Below are 15,260 nucleotides of genomic sequence, written 5' to 3' on the forward strand. Positions count from 1 at the left end.
TTGACACTCAGAAGCGTAATCTTAATATGACATTTGGGAGCAGAAGGCATCCCGTGTCCGGGGAGGGCGCGACAATGCACAGCGCAGCCATCGTCTTCGAAAAACCAGGAACGCTCGCCGTCAGGCGATTGGCGCTGAATGCGCCCGAAGCGTTGGACGTGGTTGTGGAGTCCCGGTTCAGCGGCGTCTCCAGCGGGACTGAGAAGATGCTGTACGAAGGCACGATGCCCGCATTCCCCGGCATGCGTTATCCGCTGGTCCCAGGCTATGAAACTGTCGGCACCATCATCGAAGCCGGTGAAACATCGGGGCGCGCTGTCGGCGACCAGGTCTTCGTACCGGGCGCAAATTGCTATGCGGATGCCGCAGGACTTTTTGGCGCCAGCGCCGCACGGCTCGTCGTGCCGGGTGCCCGTACGGTCCGGACGAATTTTGAACAGGCTGAAGAAGCGGCACTTCTGGCACTCGCTGCAACGGCGCACCATGCCGTCTGTCGCTCGACACGCCCCGCATCACTCGTCATCGGCCACGGCGTCCTAGGACGTCTGATCGCCCGCATCATTGTCGCCACCGGACAGCCCGCACCGATCGTCTGGGAAACACGGGCAGCCCGCCGCACCGGTGCTAACGGCTACGTTGTTGCCGCGCCTGGGAGCGACAGCGATCAGCGCCACGACGTGATCATCGATGCAAGCGGCGACGCTGCAGTGATCGACAAGGCTATCGCGAAACTCAATCGCCGCGGCGAACTTGTCCTGGCAGGCTTTTACGGGAGCCGCATCGACTTTGCCTTCCCGGCCGCCTTCATGAAGGAAGCCTCGATCGCCATCGCCGCCGAATTCAACTCGACCGACGTCGAGGCGGTTCTCGCTCTGGTCGATGCTGGCAGCCTCTCGCTGGGCGGTCTCATCACCCATCATTCTGCCCCGTCCGATGCGGCTTCGGCCTACCGGACTGCATTCAACGACCCCGACTGCCTGAAAATGATTATCGACTGGAGGAAAGCCGCATGAGCCTCGACCTCGCACAGGACGGACTGGAGCGCCTGCAGGAAAACCTCCGCGAAGAAGCCGCCATCGAACCCGATGCCCCGGCCACCGGCAAAGTCACCAAGGACACGCAGATCATCGCGATCTACGGCAAGGGCGGCATCGGCAAGAGCTTCACGCTCGCCAATCTCTCCTACATGCTGGCCCAGCTCGGCAAGAAAGTCCTGCTGATCGGCTGCGACCCCAAGAGCGACACCACCTCGCTGCTCTTCGGCGGCCGCGCCTGCCCGACCATCATCCAGACGGCCTCACGCCGCAAGGAAGCCGGCCAGGAAGTCTCGATCTCCGACGTCTGCTTCAAGCGTGACGGCGTCTTCGCCATGGAACTCGGCGGACCGGAAGTTGGTCGCGGCTGCGGTGGTCGCGGCATCATCCACGGCTTCGAGACACTGGAAAAGCTCGGCTTCCATGAATGGGACTTCGACTTCATCCTGCTCGACTTCCTCGGCGACGTGGTCTGCGGCGGCTTCGGCCTGCCCATAGCCCGTGACATGTGCCAGAAGGTCGTCGTCGTCGGCTCGAACGATTTGCAATCGCTCTATGTCGCCAACAATGTCTGTTCGGCCGTGAAATACTTCCGCAATCTCGGCGGCAATGTCGGCGTGGCCGGCCTCGTCATCAACAAGGACGATGGCACGGGTGAAGCCCAGGCCTTTGCGGACGCAGTTGGCATCCCGGTGCTCGCCTCGATCCCGCAGGACGACGACATCCGCCGCAAGAGCGCCAACTACCAGATCATCGGCACGCATGAGAGCCATTGGGGACCGCTTTTCGAAGCGCTGTCCATCAACCTGGCCGAAGCGCCGCCGATCCTCCCCAAACCGCTCGATCAGGATGGCCTGCTCGGTCTCTTCGACGCCAGCGAAACGGGCGCCGATTACAAGCTCCAACCAGCCCTGCCGGAAGACATGTGCGCCACAGGCGCGCTGAAACGGCCGTCGCTGGAAGTCGTCTACGACAACGTGTGAGATCAGGTGACCATTATGGATGACCTTCGCAAGGAAATCGAGCCGGACGACGCCAACGGGATCTCTCCCGTCGGCAACGATGCCGCCGTCCTTGCAGACGGCATGACGGGTGAGCCATCCGGCATCGGCTGCCATGGCGGCGTGGAACTTTCCAAAGCGGCTGCCCGTGCGGCCGGTCAGGGCGAGTTGGTGGATCGCTTCGAAGCCGACTACCCGAAGGGTCCACACGATCAGCCGCAATCCATGTGCCCGGCCTTCGGCTCTCTGCGCGTCGGCCTTCGCATGCGCCGCGTCGGCACGATCCTCTCGGGTTCTGCCTGCTGCGTCTACGGCCTGACCTTTACCTCGCATTTCTACGGCGCCAAGCGCTCCGTCGGCTATGTGCCTTTCAGCTCGGAGACCCTGGTCACCGGCAAGCTCTATGAGGACATCGTCGAGGCCGTGCACCAAATGGCGGATCCGGCCAAGTTCGATGCCGTCGTCGTCACCAATCTCTGCGTCCCCTCGGCCTCTGGCGTCCCGCTCCGCATGCTGCCGCGCGAAATCGATGGTGTGCGCATCGTCGGCATCGACGTCCCCGGCTTCGGCGTTCCGACCCATGCGGAAGCGAAAGACGTTCTTTCAGGCGCGATGCTCGCCTATGCCCGCCAGGAAATCGGCGAAGGCCCGGTCCAGCGCCCGCGCGGCGGGCTGAAAGACAGACCCACCGTCACCCTGCTCGGCGAAATGTTCCCGGTCGATCCCGTCGTCATCGGCGGCATGCTGGAGCCGATGGGCCTGGCCGCTGGCCCGACCGTTCCCATCCGCGAATGGCGCGAGCTCTATTCCGCTCTCGACTGCGCCGCTGTGGCCGCAATCCATCCCTTCTACACGGCGAGCATCCGCGAATTCCAGGCGGCCGGCCGCCCGATCGTCGGCTCGGCACCTGTCGGCGTCGACGGCACCGATGCCTGGCTGAAGGCGATAGGCGACAGCTGCAACGTTCCAGAGGCGAAGACCAATATCAGCCGCAACGCGATGCGCGGCGCGATCAAGGCGGCCCTTGCCGAACACAGGATCAACGGTCGCATCACGCTCTCCGGCTATGAAGGCTCCGAACTCTTGGTTGCCCGACTGCTCGTGGAACTTGGCGCCGACCTCCGCTATGTCGGGACAGCCTGTCCGAAGACCCCCTACAACAGCGAGGATGCCGAGTGGCTTTCCGCGCATGGTGTGGAGCTGCGCTTCCGCGCCTCGCTGGAGCAGGACCTCGCCGCCTTCCATGAATTCAAGCCGGACCTCGCCATCGGCACGACCCCCGTCGTGCAGAAGGCGAAGGAGGCAGCGACCCCTGCCCTCTACTTCACCAACCTGATTTCCGCCCGCCCGCTCATGGGTCCGGCCGGCGTTGCCTCGCTGCCAGCGGTCATCAATGCCGCCATCGGCAACAAGGACCGCTTCCTCGCCATGAACGCCTTCTTCGAGGGCGTCGGCAAAGGTGAGGGTGCCGGCATCTGGGAAAACGTGCCCGAAGACCGCAGCGCCTATCGCAAAAAGTTCGCCGCCAAGGTCAAGCAGTCCCGCAACGCCGTCGACAATGGGGAGAGCGTCGGATGTTGATCCTCGACCACGACAGAGCTGGCGGTTACTGGGGCAGCGTCTATGCCTTCACCGCGATCAAGGGCCTGCAGGTGATTATCGACGGCCCTGTTGGCTGCGAGAACCTGCCCGTCACCTCCGTCCTTCACTATACGGACGCCCTGCCACCGCATGAGCTGCCGATCGTCGTATCCGGCCTGTCGGAAGACGAGCTTGGTCAGCACGGCACTGAAGGGGCCATGAAGCGGGCGCGTCTCGCGCTCGACCCCGACCTGCCAGCTGTCGTCGTTACCGGCTCGATCGCCGAAATGATCGGTGGCGGCGTGACCCCTGAAGGCTCCAACATCGTCCGCTTCCTGCCGCGCACCATCGACGAAGACCAGTGGCAGAGCGCCGACCGCGCGCTGAAATGGCTCTGGACCGAATTCGGCCCGAAGGGTGGCAAGGTGCCGGCTCCGCGCCGGCGCCCGGACGGCGCCAAGCCCCGCGTCAACATCATCGGCCCAATCTACGGCACCTACAACATGCCATCGGATCTCGCCGAGATCCGCCGCCTCGTCGAGGGGATGGGTGCAGAGATCAACATGGTCTTCCCGCTGGGCAGCCACCTCGAAGACGTGCGCAAGCTTGCCGATGCCGATGCCAATATCTGCCTCTACCGCGAGTTCGGCCGTCTGCTCTGCGAGACGCTCGACCGCCCTTATCTGCAGGCCCCGATCGGCATTCATTCGACGACGGCCTTCTTGCGCGAACTCGGCGACATGCTCGGGCTCGACCCCGAACCCTTCATTCTGAAGGAAAAGCACACGACGTTGAAGCCGCTCTGGGATCTCTGGCGCTCCGTCACCCAGGACTTTTTCGCCACCGCAAGCTTCGCGATCGTCGCAAACGAGACCTATGTGCGCGGCATCCGGAATTTCCTCGAGGAGGAAATGGGCCTGCCCTGCAACTTCGCGATCCCCCGCAAGGCCGGATCGAAGACCGACAACATCGAGGTCGCGGAGCTGACAGCCAAGAAGCCGCCGATGATCATGTTCGGCTCGTTCAACGAGCGCATGTACATGGCCGAGCGCGGTGCCCGCGGCAAGTTCGTGCAGCTCTCCTATCCCGGCGCCATCGTTCGTCGCCATCCCGGTACGCCTGTCATGGGCTATTCGGGCGCGGCCTGGCTGATCCAGGAAGTCTGCAACGCGCTCTTCGACATGCTGTTCGACATCCTGCCGCGCGCCGGAGAACTCGACGCGATCGAAGCGACAACAGCCCGTCCGCGCAGCGAGATGGCCTGGCAGTCCGATGCCCAGGCATCGCTCGAAACATTCATCGGCAACGAGCCTGTGCTCGTGCGCATCTCGGCCGCCAAGCGGCTGAGGGAAGCGGCGGAGCGTGAGGCGCGCCGGGCCGAAGACCACGAAGTGACCCGCCATCATGTCGAGACGGCCGCCCGCCTTGAGGGAGCCTATGCATGAGCGAGGGAACGACACCCATCAACGGGACAACTGGAGGTGAAGCCATGATCACTGCAACCCGATCCGATCAGGACCTGCGTCGACATCGCGACCGCCAGTCCGAGCGCCAGAACATGCGGCGTCTCTACCTGCTCCTTTATCCGCTGTGCCTGTGCGCCGCCTTGACGTCGAGGCTTGCCGGGCATGCCGAGGACGCGGCCGAGCGCCCCGACCAATCGATTTTCGCCGAGGCTCGCTCCTCGGCCTACGCAGCTGCCGGTTACGCCTTCCACGCGTGACCCGATCCGTTTGCCGGTGTTCTCGACACTGGCAGAAACCCGGCAGGTTCATTGAGACCCTGCCGAAACCCCGCCGCGGGGGCGCCGCGGTGTTCGAGACTAGGAGGTGAATTTGATGGCTGAAACATCAAATGTTTCGCTTTCGGGTCTGACCGAAAGCGAAGCGCGCGAGGTCCATGGATTCTTCATCCAAGGCTTCATGATATTCACGGCGATTGCCATCGTCGCGCATATCTTGGTCTGGATGTGGCGTCCCTGGATCCCGGGTCCGGAAGGTTACAGCTCTCTCGAGGGCATTAACCAGACGGCTCTCACGCTTCTGCCGATGTTGACCTGAGGAGGACGCGATATGTGGAGAGTCTGGCTTATGTTCGACCCGCGCAAAGCGCTGGTTGCACTGTCTGTATTCCTGTTCACGCTTGCGATCCTGATCCACTTCATCCTGCTGAGCACGGAACGCTTCAACTGGCTGGAGGGCAAGCCCCTCACGACCAGTTCCCTGGAGCATTCCCTCTCTGAAGGCGTGGATCTCCGGCTCATTGGCTGAAGAACCAAGACGGCAGCGGGCGGCACCTCGGTCTCGCCCGCCGCCAAACGGCATGACCCGACAACGCCGCCTGGCTGATCACCTCTGGAGGAAACGAACATGGCGCTGCTGAGTTTTGAACGCAAATATCGCGTACGAGGCGGGACGCTGCTCGGAGGCGATCTCTTCGATTTCTGGGTAGGCCCGTTTTATGTGGGCTTCTTCGGCGTCACGACGGCCTTCTTTGCCACACTCGGGACGGCACTCTTGATCTATGGCGCGGCCCTTGGCCCGACATGGAACATCTGGCAAATCTCGATTGCACCACCGGACCTGTCCTACGGCCTGGCACTTGCGCCGCTGAAGGAAGGCGGCCTCTGGCAGATCGTCACCGTCTGCGCGCTCGGTGCCTTCATATCCTGGGCACTGCGCGAAGTGGAAATCTGCCGCAAGCTCGGCATGGGTTACCACGTACCCTTCGCATTCTCTTTCGCGATCTTCGCCTACGCGACGCTCGTCGTCTTCCGTCCGCTGCTGCTCGGCGCCTGGGGTCATGGCTTTCCCTACGGCATCTTCAGCCATCTGGATTGGGTGTCGAACGTCGGCTACCAGTACCTGCATTTCCACTATAATCCGGCGCATATGATCGCGGTGACCTTCTTCTTCACCACGACGCTAGCGCTCTCCCTGCATGGCGGCCTTATCCTGTCGGCTGCCAATCCAGGTGCATCGATCACCGAAGCCGGCAAGCAGGCCGAGGTGAAGACGCCGGAATACGAAGACACATTCTTCCGCGACATCATTGGCTACTCGATCGGAACGCTGGGCATCCACCGCCTCGGCCTGATCCTGGCGCTCAACGCGGGCTTCTGGAGCGCCGTCTGCATCGTCATCAGCGGACCGTTCTGGAACCAAGGCTGGCCGCAATGGTGGAACTGGTGGCTGACGCTGCCGATCTGGAACTGAGGGGGACCGGACCATGTTCTTATTAGCGCAGTATCAAAACATCATTACGCCGATCCAGGTCAGCGGTCCGCTGGAAGAGGGCATGCCCCTTCCCGCCGGCGACAGCCCGCGCGCAGGCAAGCCAATGCTGGTGCAGCTGTTCGGCATGATCGGCAACGCCCAGATCGGACCGATCTATCTCGGCTATCTCGGCACGCTCTCGCTGGTCTTCGGCTTCATCGCCTTCGAGATCATCGGCCTCAACATGCTGGCCTCGGTCGGCTGGGACCCCATCCAGTTCGTTCGCCAGCTCTTCTGGCTGGGGCTTGAACCACCACCGGCAAAGTATGGCCTCAAGGTCCTGCCGCCACTGGCGGAAGGTGGCTGGTGGCTGATTGCCGGCTTCTTCCTGACGACATCGATCCTTCTGTGGTGGGTGCGCGTTTATCGCCGGGCACGCCAGCTGGAAATGGGCACGCATGTCGCCTGGGCTTTCGCCGCCGCGATCTGGCTCTTCCTCGTGCTCGGCTTCATCCGTCCGCTCCTGATGGGCAATTTCTCGGAAGCCGTGCCCTTCGGCATCTTCCCGCATCTCGACTGGACGGCCGCTTTCTCGATCCGTTACGGCAATCTCTACTACAATCCGTTCCACTGCCTCTCGATCGTCTTCCTCTATGGCTCGGTCCTGCTGTTCGCCATGCATGGCGCAACGATCCTCGCCGTCGGCAAATACGGCGGTGAACGCGAGCTCGAGCAGATCACCGATCGCGGCACGGCCTCCGAACGCGCAGCCCTCTTCTGGAGATGGACCATGGGCTTCAACGCCACCATGGAATCCGTCCACCGCTGGGCCTGGTGGTTTGCCATTCTGACCCCGATTACCGGCGGCATCGGCATCCTGCTGACAGGCACGGTTGTCGACAACTGGTACCTCTGGGGCATCAACCACGGGATCGTGTCCCCGCTGCCGGGCTATCCCGGCGTCGTTGACCCGGCGCTTTGAGGAGAACGACGATGAAACTCTGGATCCCCTTCGCCGTCTCCGCCGGTTCACTGCTGACGATCGCAAGCTTCGTCGGCGCCGGCTGGGACGCACCGCCTGTCGAAAGCGAACAGATCGGTTTTCGCGGCACCGGCATGTATGTCCACCGCGATGTCGAGAAGCAGGAAGCGCTGAAGCTCGCAAACGTCGTGCCTCCCGCGCCCTGGGAAGCAGATCCCGCAGGCGACAAGGCACGCGATCTCTATGAAAACGTGCAGATCCTCGGCGATCTCTCCGACGACCAGTTCAACCAGTTCATGGCCTCGATCACGGAATGGATCGCGCCGGAAGCCGGCTGTAACTACTGCCACAACCCGGAAAACCTCGCTTCCGACGAAGTCTATCAGAAGGTCGTTGCGCGCCGGATGATCCAGATGACGCAGGCCATCAATGTCGACTGGCAGAGCCATGTCGGCCAGGTCGGCGCCACCTGCTACACCTGTCACCGCGGCCAGGCGATCCCGGTCAACTATTGGTACGAGGATCTGGAACCCAAGCCGGCCGGCGGCATGACCCAGAACCGCGCGGGCCAGAACGTCGTCGCCAAGTTCGGCGGCAACTCGTCGCTGCCGCAGAATGTTCTGAAAGACTATCTGCTGGATGCCAAGCCGATCCGGGTGCACTCCAACACCGCCCTGCCGACCGGCACCAATCCGGCTGGCACCAAGGAGACGGAGGCCACCTGGTCGCTGATGATGCACATGTCCGAGTCTCTCGGCGTGAACTGCACGACCTGCCACAACTCTCGTGCCTTCAACGCCTGGGACGAAAGCCCTCCGCAGCGTGTGACCGCCTGGCACGGGATCCGCATGGTGCGCGACGTCAATGCCAACTACATGGTCGGCCTGACGCCCGTCTTCCCGGACACCCGCAAGGGCCCCGAGGGTGATGTCTTCAAGGTCGGCTGCGGCACCTGCCATGCCGGCGTGCAGAAGCCGCTCTATGGAACCTCGATGCTGCAGGACTATGTCGACTCCCTCGCCAAGAAGGGCCCGATCACGGTGCCGGACTTCACCACCTATCAGCCGGGCGTGACGCAACGGATGGCACCGGCTGAACAGAGCAGCACTCTGCCGCTCGCAGCACCAAAGTCCGAGACAGCGGCCGTCCTGCTGCCGCCATCGTCCCCGCCGACTGCCAGCGATTGACGGCCTCCCAAGGCGGGCCGCAAGAGGAAGGGGAGCTCTCGGGCTCCCTTTCTTTTTGCGCTTCTTTTATTGTTGCAGGTGCTTCTACCCACAGCAAACGCAATCCGCATCGGTAACCTCCAGGCTACCGATGCGGACTTGTTTCATATGCGGAGAATGAGGGGGATAGGTCTCTATCAGGCCGCTTCGGCGAAGCTGAGCCCGGGAAAGCGTTGCAGATAGATGCGGAACCAGGGCGTGAAATCCTGAGGACGCTCACGCACCTCCCGAAGCAACTCGCCAGGAGTGATCCAGCGCACTTCATCCACCTCGTCGGCGACGGGCTCGACCTGCAGCGTCTGGCTGTCGACTTGTGCGCTGAACAGGGTGACCCGTTCGTGCTCCTTCAAACCCTCGCCCACATCAGCCGCATATTCGACGGTCTGATGCCGGGTCAGCGGCAGGGTAAAGCCGAGCTCCTCGGTGAGGCGACGCTCGGCGCAGTGCTCGACGGTCTCGTCCCAATGGGGATGTGTACAGCACGTGTTGGCCCAGAGACCGGCGCAGTGATACTTGCTTGCGGCCCGCTTCTGGATCAGCAGCAGATCGCCGTCGAAGACGAAAACTGAGACGGCAAGATGCAACTGCCCATCGAGATGGGCCTGCATCTTCTCGATCGGAAAAAGCGATCCGTCACCGGCAATCGCCGGGATGTAAATGCTTTCGGTCATCCTGTCCGGTTCCACAGAGATCCTGAGCCTGCCGATACGGGTTTTACCCCGTTTAGGCAACCGCCCGCGCCAGCGCGCATTTCGACCATAGCGAACAGAGCGCCTCGGCCAGATGGTCGATGTCGGCATCGCTGTGCAGCGGGGTTGGCGTGATCCTCAGCCGCTCCTTGCCGACAGCGACCGTCGGATAGTTGATCGGCTGCACGTAGATGCCGAAATCGTCGAGCAATACGTCCGAGATCCATTTGCACTTCGCCGCATTGCCGACCATGACCGGCACGATGTGGCTCGGATTGGGCATATGCGGAATTCCACGGACGTCGAGCGCCCGCCGCACCTTGGCAACGGTCGCCTGATGCATGTGGCGCTCGAAGCTGCTTTCCTTCAGATGACGGATCGACGCAGTGGCACCTGCAGCAAGCGCTGGCGGGATCGCGGTCGTGAAGATGAAGCCAGAGGCAAACGAGCGCACGAAGTCCACGAGCACGGCCGGACCGGTGATGTAACCGCCCATGACACCGAAAGCCTTGCCGAGTGTGCCCTCGATGACCGTCAGACGGTCCATCAGGCCTTCGCGCTCGGCGACACCGCCACCGCGCGGGCCGTACATGCCGACCGCATGCACTTCGTCGAGATAGGTGATCGCGCCGAACTGGTCGGCGACATCGCAGATCTCCTTGATCGGCGAGATGTCGCCATCCATCGAATAAACGCTCTCGAACGCGACCAGCTTCGGCGCTGCCGGATCGTCGGCCGCCATCAGCTCACGCAGATGCTTGTAGTCATTGTGGCGGAACTGTCGCTTGATGCAGCGGGAATGACGAATGCCTTCGATCATCGAAGCGTGATTGAGCGAGTCCGAATAGCAGATGATGCCGGGGATCTTCGAGAGAAGCGTTCCGAGCGCTGCCCAGTTGGACACGTAACCCGATGTGAAGATCAGCGCGCCTTCCTTGCCATGCAGGTCCGCAAGCTCGTGCTCGAGCAGGACGTGATAGTGGTTGGTACCGGAGATGTTACGCGTGCCGCCGGCACCGGCGCCGCACTTGCGCACAACCTCGATCATTCTTTCAGTCACGAGCGGGTTCTGGCCCATGCCGAGATAATCGTTCGAGCACCAGACGGTGACCTCGCGGGCCGTTCCGTCACCATTGTGAAACGCGGCTTTCGGAAAGGCCGAGCACTGACGCTCCAGATCCGCGAATACGCGGTAGTTGCCGGCAGTGTGCAGGCCGGCGAGCGCCTCTTCCATGTGCTGGAAAACAGTCATCAGTCTTTCCTCTTCCCGATCGTGTCTTGTCCAATTGCTGTCCAGGAGGGGTGCGGCACAGACACAGGCCCAGCCTCCTTGAGTGCGGAAACGCCGTCCGCCGAAGGGCGAATGACGAGGTTTGCCCGTTCCTGCCTTGCCATCGCCCAGCGCCACAGCGCCGTGTCGGAAACGGGAAGCACGAGAACAAGGTGTTCGATGATGGCAAGTGCCATGAACGTCGCCAGCAGCGTGTGGCCGACGACGGAATGCGCCTGGGTCGCGCGGTTTGCCCCCACGACGAGGACGGCGAACAGGCCTGCAGCGATCGCCAGGAAGACGGGAAACAGAGGCGTCATCCGGTCTGTCTTGAAGTAGCTCTTCAGGTGCCGGATGCCTTTCGGCATCAACTCGCTGACGGCATGTGGCGCGCCTAGGAAAATGACGAGCTTGGCCGAGATCCGCATGCCCCAGAGCAGTCCGAAGGCGGCAAGCCCGAAGAGATTGACCGATCCTTGGAGCGACAGCCAAAGTGCGACTGCGGTGACGAGAATGGCGATCTCATGATCACTCACCGCCTCCCAGGCAGCCCGGAAACGGCGAAAGCCGGTGAGATCCGGAGGGCATTCACCCGTGCGCCGACCTGTCAGGATCCCTGTCAGGAAGGCAGCTTCGTGCCAGGCCCAGACGAGCAGTGCGCCAAAGAAACCGGCATAGGATCCAAGGACCGTCGGCTCGCGGGCGCCGTAGAGCATCAAGACAAAGCCGAATGCTCCGACGATGGTCATCAGGCCCATCAGAACAAGGCCCCTGCCCCGCGGGCCGTCCGAACGGTTGACCATGGCCAGCACCAGCCCGGTCGAAAGCCACCATACGGAGATGGCGACCAGAACGACAGCGAGCGGGTGCGTGAAGGTCATGGCAATCTCCTTACCAGACCGGCTGAAGGCGGGACGTGGCAGGGATGGCGTTCGACTTCGTCGGAATGACATACATCCTGATAAAATTGACCGCTGCCGCCGCCGACCAGAAGCCCTTGGCGATACGGCCGGAAATCCCGCCCTTGGCATCGGCAGCCATGACCCGGCGGTTGATCCGCTCCATCCGGCGGAAGCCTTCATGCAGGGCCGGATTGTCGAGATCGAGCACGAGTGGGAAGCACTGGCGCGAGATCTCGCTCGTCAGCCGGAAAACCTTCATGTCGTAATCGTCGATGTCGACGCCGAGACCCTTGTGGAAGGCCGGCCGCATGTGGTCGCGCACATACATGGTCGCAAAGACGGCGAGCAGGAAGAACTTGATCCAGTACTTGTTCATGCCCTCCATCAGCCGCTTGTCGGAGCGGATGATCAGCGAGAAGGCCTCACCATGGGAGAACTCGTCATTGCACCATTCGCGGAACCACTTGAAGATCGGGTGGAAGCGCTTGTCCGGATGCTTTTCGAGATGCCGGAAGATGGTGATGTAGCGGGCATAGCCGATCTTCTCGGACAGATAGGTCGCGTAGTAGATGAATTTCGGCTTGAAGAAGGTGTATTTCTTGGCCTTTGCCAGGAAGCCCATGTTCACGCCGATGCCGAATTCCTTCAGCGCATCATTGATGAAACCGGCATGGCGGGACTCGTCGCGGCTCATATAGCCGAAGAGTTCGCAGATCTCCTGGTTCTTGCCGCGCCGCTTCATCTCCTTGTAGAGCACGCAGCCAGAGAATTCGGAGGTGAGCGACGAGACGAGGAAGTCGATGAATTCCTCGCGCAGATCGTCCGGCAGGCCGTCGATGTCGATATCGTCCCACTGCTCGTTGCGCTTGAAGTGGCCACGGTTCGGATCGCTCTTCATCTGGGCGATCAACACGTCCCATTCGGCACGCACCGGCTCGACATTGATCTTGTCCATCTCTTCGAAATCGGTGGTGTAGAAGCGGGGAGTGAGCATCGTGGAGACGAGCGCGCTGCGGGTCGTGTCGCTGACCCCGGCCATGCGCTCCTCGACGGTCGGCTCGTGATCGGAAAGATCGCTTGGCGAAACATGGTTGTTCATGACAGTGCCCTCTCCGTGAAGCTGAATTCGCACAATTCCATCATATCCAGGTCGCCGGTGGCGCGGATCCAGGCCCGCTCCAGCGCGCCGGCCCGGGTGATTGTTGCCTTGCGGCGGAAATTCTGGCTGGAGCCATAGGGGATCTGGACCGGTGCGCCGTGCACGAGCACTTCATCACCCGGATGGACGACCACCCCGTTGTCGAACCTCAGATGCGCACCGAGCGCCTCGAAGGTGTTGTTGATTTCGACGGTACAATCGACCGTCTCCTTCCGTCGCATCAAGGCAAAGACCGGGTTCATTGGCTTTCTCCTCCCTGTGAGCCCAGAAGGGCTTCGAATGCGGCCACGTTGTCGCGGCCAAAGGCATCGAGATAAATCCGCTCGCCGGTGCCCGTGTCGGACAGGCTGACGGAACCGGCTTCCCACTTGATCAGCCGGTAAGGTGTGTCGAACGGCACCTTGGCCACCTGGCGCATGCGCTCGAACGCCCGGAGCGAGCCGCGAACGAAGCCGCCCGCCTGGGGGCCGTAGCTGGCAATCTCCTGGCCGGTCGCCGCGTCGGTGACGACGACGAAATCGGACGAACTGCGCGTGATCATGAGATCGCGAATGCCGACCGGCGCACCCTGCTGCTGCGTGACGAGGCCAAGCCCCGTCGTCTTGCCGAAGAGAATTGCGCCCGCTGTGAAGGCGAGAAGACCGACAAGACCGAAAAACAAGCCACGGGGCACGCGATTTGGCGTCTTGCCCTTGCGGTCTGCCCAGTAGCCGAGATGCGAAGCCGATCCCATGACGCGCTCCTATTCGGCGGCGACAACGGAAGGCGGCATGGCGCTTCCGGCTGTCTCTTGCACGATGATCCGCGGCTGCTCGGCCCGCGCACCGCGATACTGGCCGATCGCAACCGACAACACATTGGCCACCTTTGTCGCGTCGGGCAGGTAGATCAGGCTCGGCTCGGGCTTGGGGAAGCGGAAGCCGCGCACATGCGGCCACTGGATGAGCCAGGAAAGGCGCTGTTCAGGTACAAGCGCGATCGCGATCAAGCCGGCCTTCTCACCGATCCGGGCGAGCGACACGCTGTCGATCTGGCGGAAGGGGAGATTGAGGGTCATGGAGATCGCAACACCGAAGCGCATCACGATGCGCTCCGTGGTGATCGTGTAGAGGGTCGTCTTCTCCACCGCCCAGGAAAACAGCTCGATCATGCCGATCAGCAGACCGGCGAGTGCCGTCAGAACGGCGACCGAGAAGAGGATGCCGCCCGCCGGGTGGCCATCCGAAAAACCGGCCGCAATCGCCCAGCTGGCAAGGATCAGGAAATAGCCGACGATCCAGCGGACTTTCAGCAGATGGCGAGCGACCAGGGCAGATGATGGCCGCCCTTGCCACAGGATGACCTCGCCGACCGGAGGCATGCCGGGAAGACCCGGCAGCGGCTCGATTTCATGCTCACGGGTGACGAACTGTTTCACAGCAGTGGCTCCTGGCGAAAGCGATCCGCATAGAGGAGACCAGCGCCGAAATAGGCGGCGATCTTGTCTTCCTCGAGCAGGGTCACGAGTTCGGGGCGGGCGGTCGCGGGCACATCAGCGAACTGTGCTGCCATCACCGCATGCACATAGAGGTAGCGGACATTGCCGCGGCCCGTGCCGAAGACGACGAAGTTGTTGGGCAGAAGCACGGTACGCCCGCCTTCCCCGAGTTCGACTTCGTAGTAGCGGATAAGATGTTCGGCCCGGTCAACCCAGATGTCCTTGACGGTTCCGGCCACCTGACGGTCACAGCCGAGGACGGAAAGCCCGCGGGGGTCGGCGGCACCTTGTGCGAGACCGAAACCCTCAGCCACACGCATCGGCACGATACGGGCGTCGCCATGAGCCGTTACGTCAGGCTTGTCGGAACGTTCGGCCCAGGAGCCAGGACCGATGCCTGCGAGCAGCGGATTGCCGACTGGCTCGATCGGATAGCCCGGTGCCGGTGCAATGCGGCGGCTGGAGAACGTGCGCTCGTCGCGCTTGAAATCTGGAGCATGCCGGATGCCCTGGCCATGCGGCAGGAGGAAGGTCTTCTTCGGCGGCACGAAGAGCCAGGGGCTCTTGTTGTAGCGGCCCGTGACATCCTCTTCGAGCGGATAGCCCTCGCGACGGTCTTCCTGACGCAGATACCAGATCAGCCCCGCAAAGAAGAGCCAGAACGCATAAAGCACCACTTGTGCAACATCGATATTCCCAACCAACGACCCGGTCATATCAGACC

18 protein-coding genes are annotated in these 15,260 nt (G+C 62.4%); 10 read left to right on the forward strand and 8 right to left on the reverse strand.

Annotation, left to right across the window (positions count from 1 at the left end; all coding sequences use genetic code 11):
• The first annotated feature begins 74 nt into the window (after positions 1–74).
• From bchC to pufC, 10 genes are all read left to right on the forward strand, one after another.
• Positions 75–1,013, forward strand: coding sequence for a chlorophyll synthesis pathway protein BchC (gene bchC / locus C0V73_RS04060; RefSeq protein WP_102018677.1), 939 nt, complete (start codon positions 75–77; stop codon positions 1,011–1,013).
• Complete coding sequence (locus tag C0V73_RS04065) at positions 1,010–2,017, forward strand: chlorophyllide a reductase iron protein subunit X (protein WP_102018678.1); 1,008 nt, start codon at positions 1,010–1,012, stop codon at positions 2,015–2,017. The genes bchC and C0V73_RS04065 overlap by 4 nt, the downstream gene beginning before the upstream one ends.
• A 102-nt stretch (positions 2,018–2,119) precedes the next feature.
• Entirely contained in the window at positions 2,120–3,616 is a 1,497-nt protein-coding gene (gene bchY / locus C0V73_RS04070) for a chlorophyllide a reductase subunit Y (RefSeq protein ID WP_245407883.1), read from the forward strand.
• Complete coding sequence (bchZ, locus tag C0V73_RS04075; RefSeq protein WP_102018680.1) at positions 3,610–5,061, forward strand: chlorophyllide a reductase subunit Z; 1,452 nt, start codon at positions 3,610–3,612, stop codon at positions 5,059–5,061. Before bchY ends, bchZ begins: the two co-directional genes overlap by 7 nt.
• A gap of 44 nt (positions 5,062–5,105) precedes the next feature.
• Positions 5,106–5,339 (forward strand): hypothetical protein, encoded by a 234-nt coding sequence (locus C0V73_RS04080; protein ID WP_102018681.1) that lies wholly within the window; start codon positions 5,106–5,108, stop codon positions 5,337–5,339.
• Between the two features lie 115 nt (positions 5,340–5,454).
• Entirely contained in the window at positions 5,455–5,676 is a 222-nt protein-coding gene (gene pufB, locus C0V73_RS04085) for a light-harvesting antenna LH1, beta subunit (RefSeq protein ID WP_006724822.1), read from the forward strand.
• Positions 5,677–5,688: 12 nt separating this feature from the next.
• Entirely contained in the window at positions 5,689–5,886 is a 198-nt protein-coding gene (gene pufA, locus C0V73_RS04090) for a light-harvesting antenna LH1, alpha subunit (RefSeq protein ID WP_102018682.1), read from the forward strand.
• 99 nt (positions 5,887–5,985) lie between these two features.
• Positions 5,986–6,831, forward strand: coding sequence for a photosynthetic reaction center subunit L (pufL, locus tag C0V73_RS04095; RefSeq protein WP_102018683.1), 846 nt, complete (start codon positions 5,986–5,988; stop codon positions 6,829–6,831).
• A 13-nt stretch (positions 6,832–6,844) separates the two neighbouring features.
• Positions 6,845–7,813, forward strand: a complete 969-nt coding sequence (gene pufM / locus C0V73_RS04100; protein ID WP_102018684.1) for a photosynthetic reaction center subunit M — start codon at positions 6,845–6,847, stop codon at positions 7,811–7,813.
• A gap of 11 nt (positions 7,814–7,824) precedes the next feature.
• The gene (pufC, locus tag C0V73_RS04105; protein ID WP_102018685.1) at positions 7,825–9,000 is read left to right on the forward strand and encodes a photosynthetic reaction center cytochrome PufC; all 1,176 of its coding nucleotides are present in this window, start codon (positions 7,825–7,827) and stop codon (positions 8,998–9,000) included.
• A gap of 176 nt (positions 9,001–9,176) precedes the next feature.
• Here pufC and idi read toward each other — a convergent pair whose 3' ends face one another.
• The 8 genes from idi to puhA are packed head-to-tail and all read right to left on the reverse strand — an operon-like array spanning position 9,177 to position 15,252.
• Positions 9,177–9,710: an isopentenyl-diphosphate delta-isomerase gene (idi, locus tag C0V73_RS04110; RefSeq protein WP_102018686.1), complete on the reverse strand. Its 534-nt coding sequence runs from the start codon at positions 9,708–9,710 to the stop codon at positions 9,177–9,179.
• Positions 9,711–9,762: 52 nt separating this feature from the next.
• Complete coding sequence (gene hemA / locus C0V73_RS04115; protein WP_102018687.1) at positions 9,763–10,980, reverse strand: 5-aminolevulinate synthase; 1,218 nt, start codon at positions 10,978–10,980, stop codon at positions 9,763–9,765.
• A complete protein-coding gene (gene puhE / locus C0V73_RS04120) occupies positions 10,980–11,879 on the reverse strand; it encodes a putative photosynthetic complex assembly protein PuhE (RefSeq protein ID WP_102018688.1) in 900 nt (299 codons plus the stop codon). The genes hemA and puhE overlap by 1 nt, the downstream gene beginning before the upstream one ends.
• Before the next feature lie 10 nt (positions 11,880–11,889).
• The gene (gene acsF / locus C0V73_RS04125; RefSeq protein WP_102018937.1) at positions 11,890–12,939 is read right to left on the reverse strand and encodes a magnesium-protoporphyrin IX monomethyl ester (oxidative) cyclase; all 1,050 of its coding nucleotides are present in this window, start codon (positions 12,937–12,939) and stop codon (positions 11,890–11,892) included.
• A gap of 56 nt (positions 12,940–12,995) precedes the next feature.
• Positions 12,996–13,301 (reverse strand): hypothetical protein, encoded by a 306-nt coding sequence (locus tag C0V73_RS04130; protein ID WP_102018689.1) that lies wholly within the window; start codon positions 13,299–13,301, stop codon positions 12,996–12,998.
• A complete protein-coding gene (gene puhC / locus C0V73_RS04135; protein WP_102018690.1) occupies positions 13,298–13,792 on the reverse strand; it encodes a photosynthetic complex assembly protein PuhC in 495 nt (164 codons plus the stop codon). Before puhC ends, C0V73_RS04130 begins: the two co-directional genes overlap by 4 nt.
• Before the next feature lie 9 nt (positions 13,793–13,801).
• Entirely contained in the window at positions 13,802–14,476 is a 675-nt protein-coding gene (gene puhB / locus C0V73_RS04140) for a photosynthetic complex putative assembly protein PuhB (RefSeq protein ID WP_102018691.1), read from the reverse strand.
• On the reverse strand, positions 14,473–15,252 hold the full coding sequence (puhA, locus tag C0V73_RS04145; protein ID WP_102018692.1) for a photosynthetic reaction center subunit H: 780 nt from the start codon (positions 15,250–15,252) through the stop codon (positions 14,473–14,475). Before puhA ends, puhB begins: the two co-directional genes overlap by 4 nt.
• Positions 15,253–15,260 lie beyond the last annotated feature (8 nt).

The organism is Rhizobium sp. TH135, assembly GCF_002855515.1.
Taxonomy (GTDB): domain Bacteria; phylum Pseudomonadota; class Alphaproteobacteria; order Rhizobiales; family Rhizobiaceae; genus Allorhizobium.

Excerpts from the sequence above, each read along its gene's own strand:
- bchC (WP_102018677.1), top strand. The coding sequence starts at position 75 with ATGCACAGCGCAGCCATCGTCTTCGAAAAACCAGGAACGCTCGCCGTC.
- C0V73_RS04065 (WP_102018678.1), top strand. The coding sequence starts at position 1,010 with ATGAGCCTCGACCTCGCACAGGACGGACTGGAGCGCCTGCAGGAAAAC.
- bchY (WP_245407883.1), top strand. The coding sequence starts at position 2,120 with ATGACGGGTGAGCCATCCGGCATCGGCTGCCATGGCGGCGTGGAACTT.
- bchZ (WP_102018680.1), top strand. The coding sequence starts at position 3,610 with ATGTTGATCCTCGACCACGACAGAGCTGGCGGTTACTGGGGCAGCGTC.
- C0V73_RS04080 (WP_102018681.1), top strand. The coding sequence starts at position 5,106 with ATGATCACTGCAACCCGATCCGATCAGGACCTGCGTCGACATCGCGAC.
- pufB (WP_006724822.1), top strand. The coding sequence starts at position 5,455 with ATGGCTGAAACATCAAATGTTTCGCTTTCGGGTCTGACCGAAAGCGAA.
- pufA (WP_102018682.1), top strand. The coding sequence starts at position 5,689 with ATGTGGAGAGTCTGGCTTATGTTCGACCCGCGCAAAGCGCTGGTTGCA.
- pufL (WP_102018683.1), top strand. The coding sequence starts at position 5,986 with ATGGCGCTGCTGAGTTTTGAACGCAAATATCGCGTACGAGGCGGGACG.
- pufM (WP_102018684.1), top strand. The coding sequence starts at position 6,845 with ATGTTCTTATTAGCGCAGTATCAAAACATCATTACGCCGATCCAGGTC.
- pufC (WP_102018685.1), top strand. The coding sequence starts at position 7,825 with ATGAAACTCTGGATCCCCTTCGCCGTCTCCGCCGGTTCACTGCTGACG.
- idi (WP_102018686.1), bottom strand. The coding sequence starts at position 9,710 with ATGACCGAAAGCATTTACATCCCGGCGATTGCCGGTGACGGATCGCTT.
- hemA (WP_102018687.1), bottom strand. The coding sequence starts at position 10,980 with ATGACTGTTTTCCAGCACATGGAAGAGGCGCTCGCCGGCCTGCACACT.
- puhE (WP_102018688.1), bottom strand. The coding sequence starts at position 11,879 with ATGACCTTCACGCACCCGCTCGCTGTCGTTCTGGTCGCCATCTCCGTA.
- acsF (WP_102018937.1), bottom strand. The coding sequence starts at position 12,939 with ATGGCCGGGGTCAGCGACACGACCCGCAGCGCGCTCGTCTCCACGATG.
- C0V73_RS04130 (WP_102018689.1), bottom strand. The coding sequence starts at position 13,301 with ATGAACCCGGTCTTTGCCTTGATGCGACGGAAGGAGACGGTCGATTGT.
- puhC (WP_102018690.1), bottom strand. The coding sequence starts at position 13,792 with ATGGGATCGGCTTCGCATCTCGGCTACTGGGCAGACCGCAAGGGCAAG.
- puhA (WP_102018692.1), bottom strand. The coding sequence starts at position 15,252 with ATGACCGGGTCGTTGGTTGGGAATATCGATGTTGCACAAGTGGTGCTT.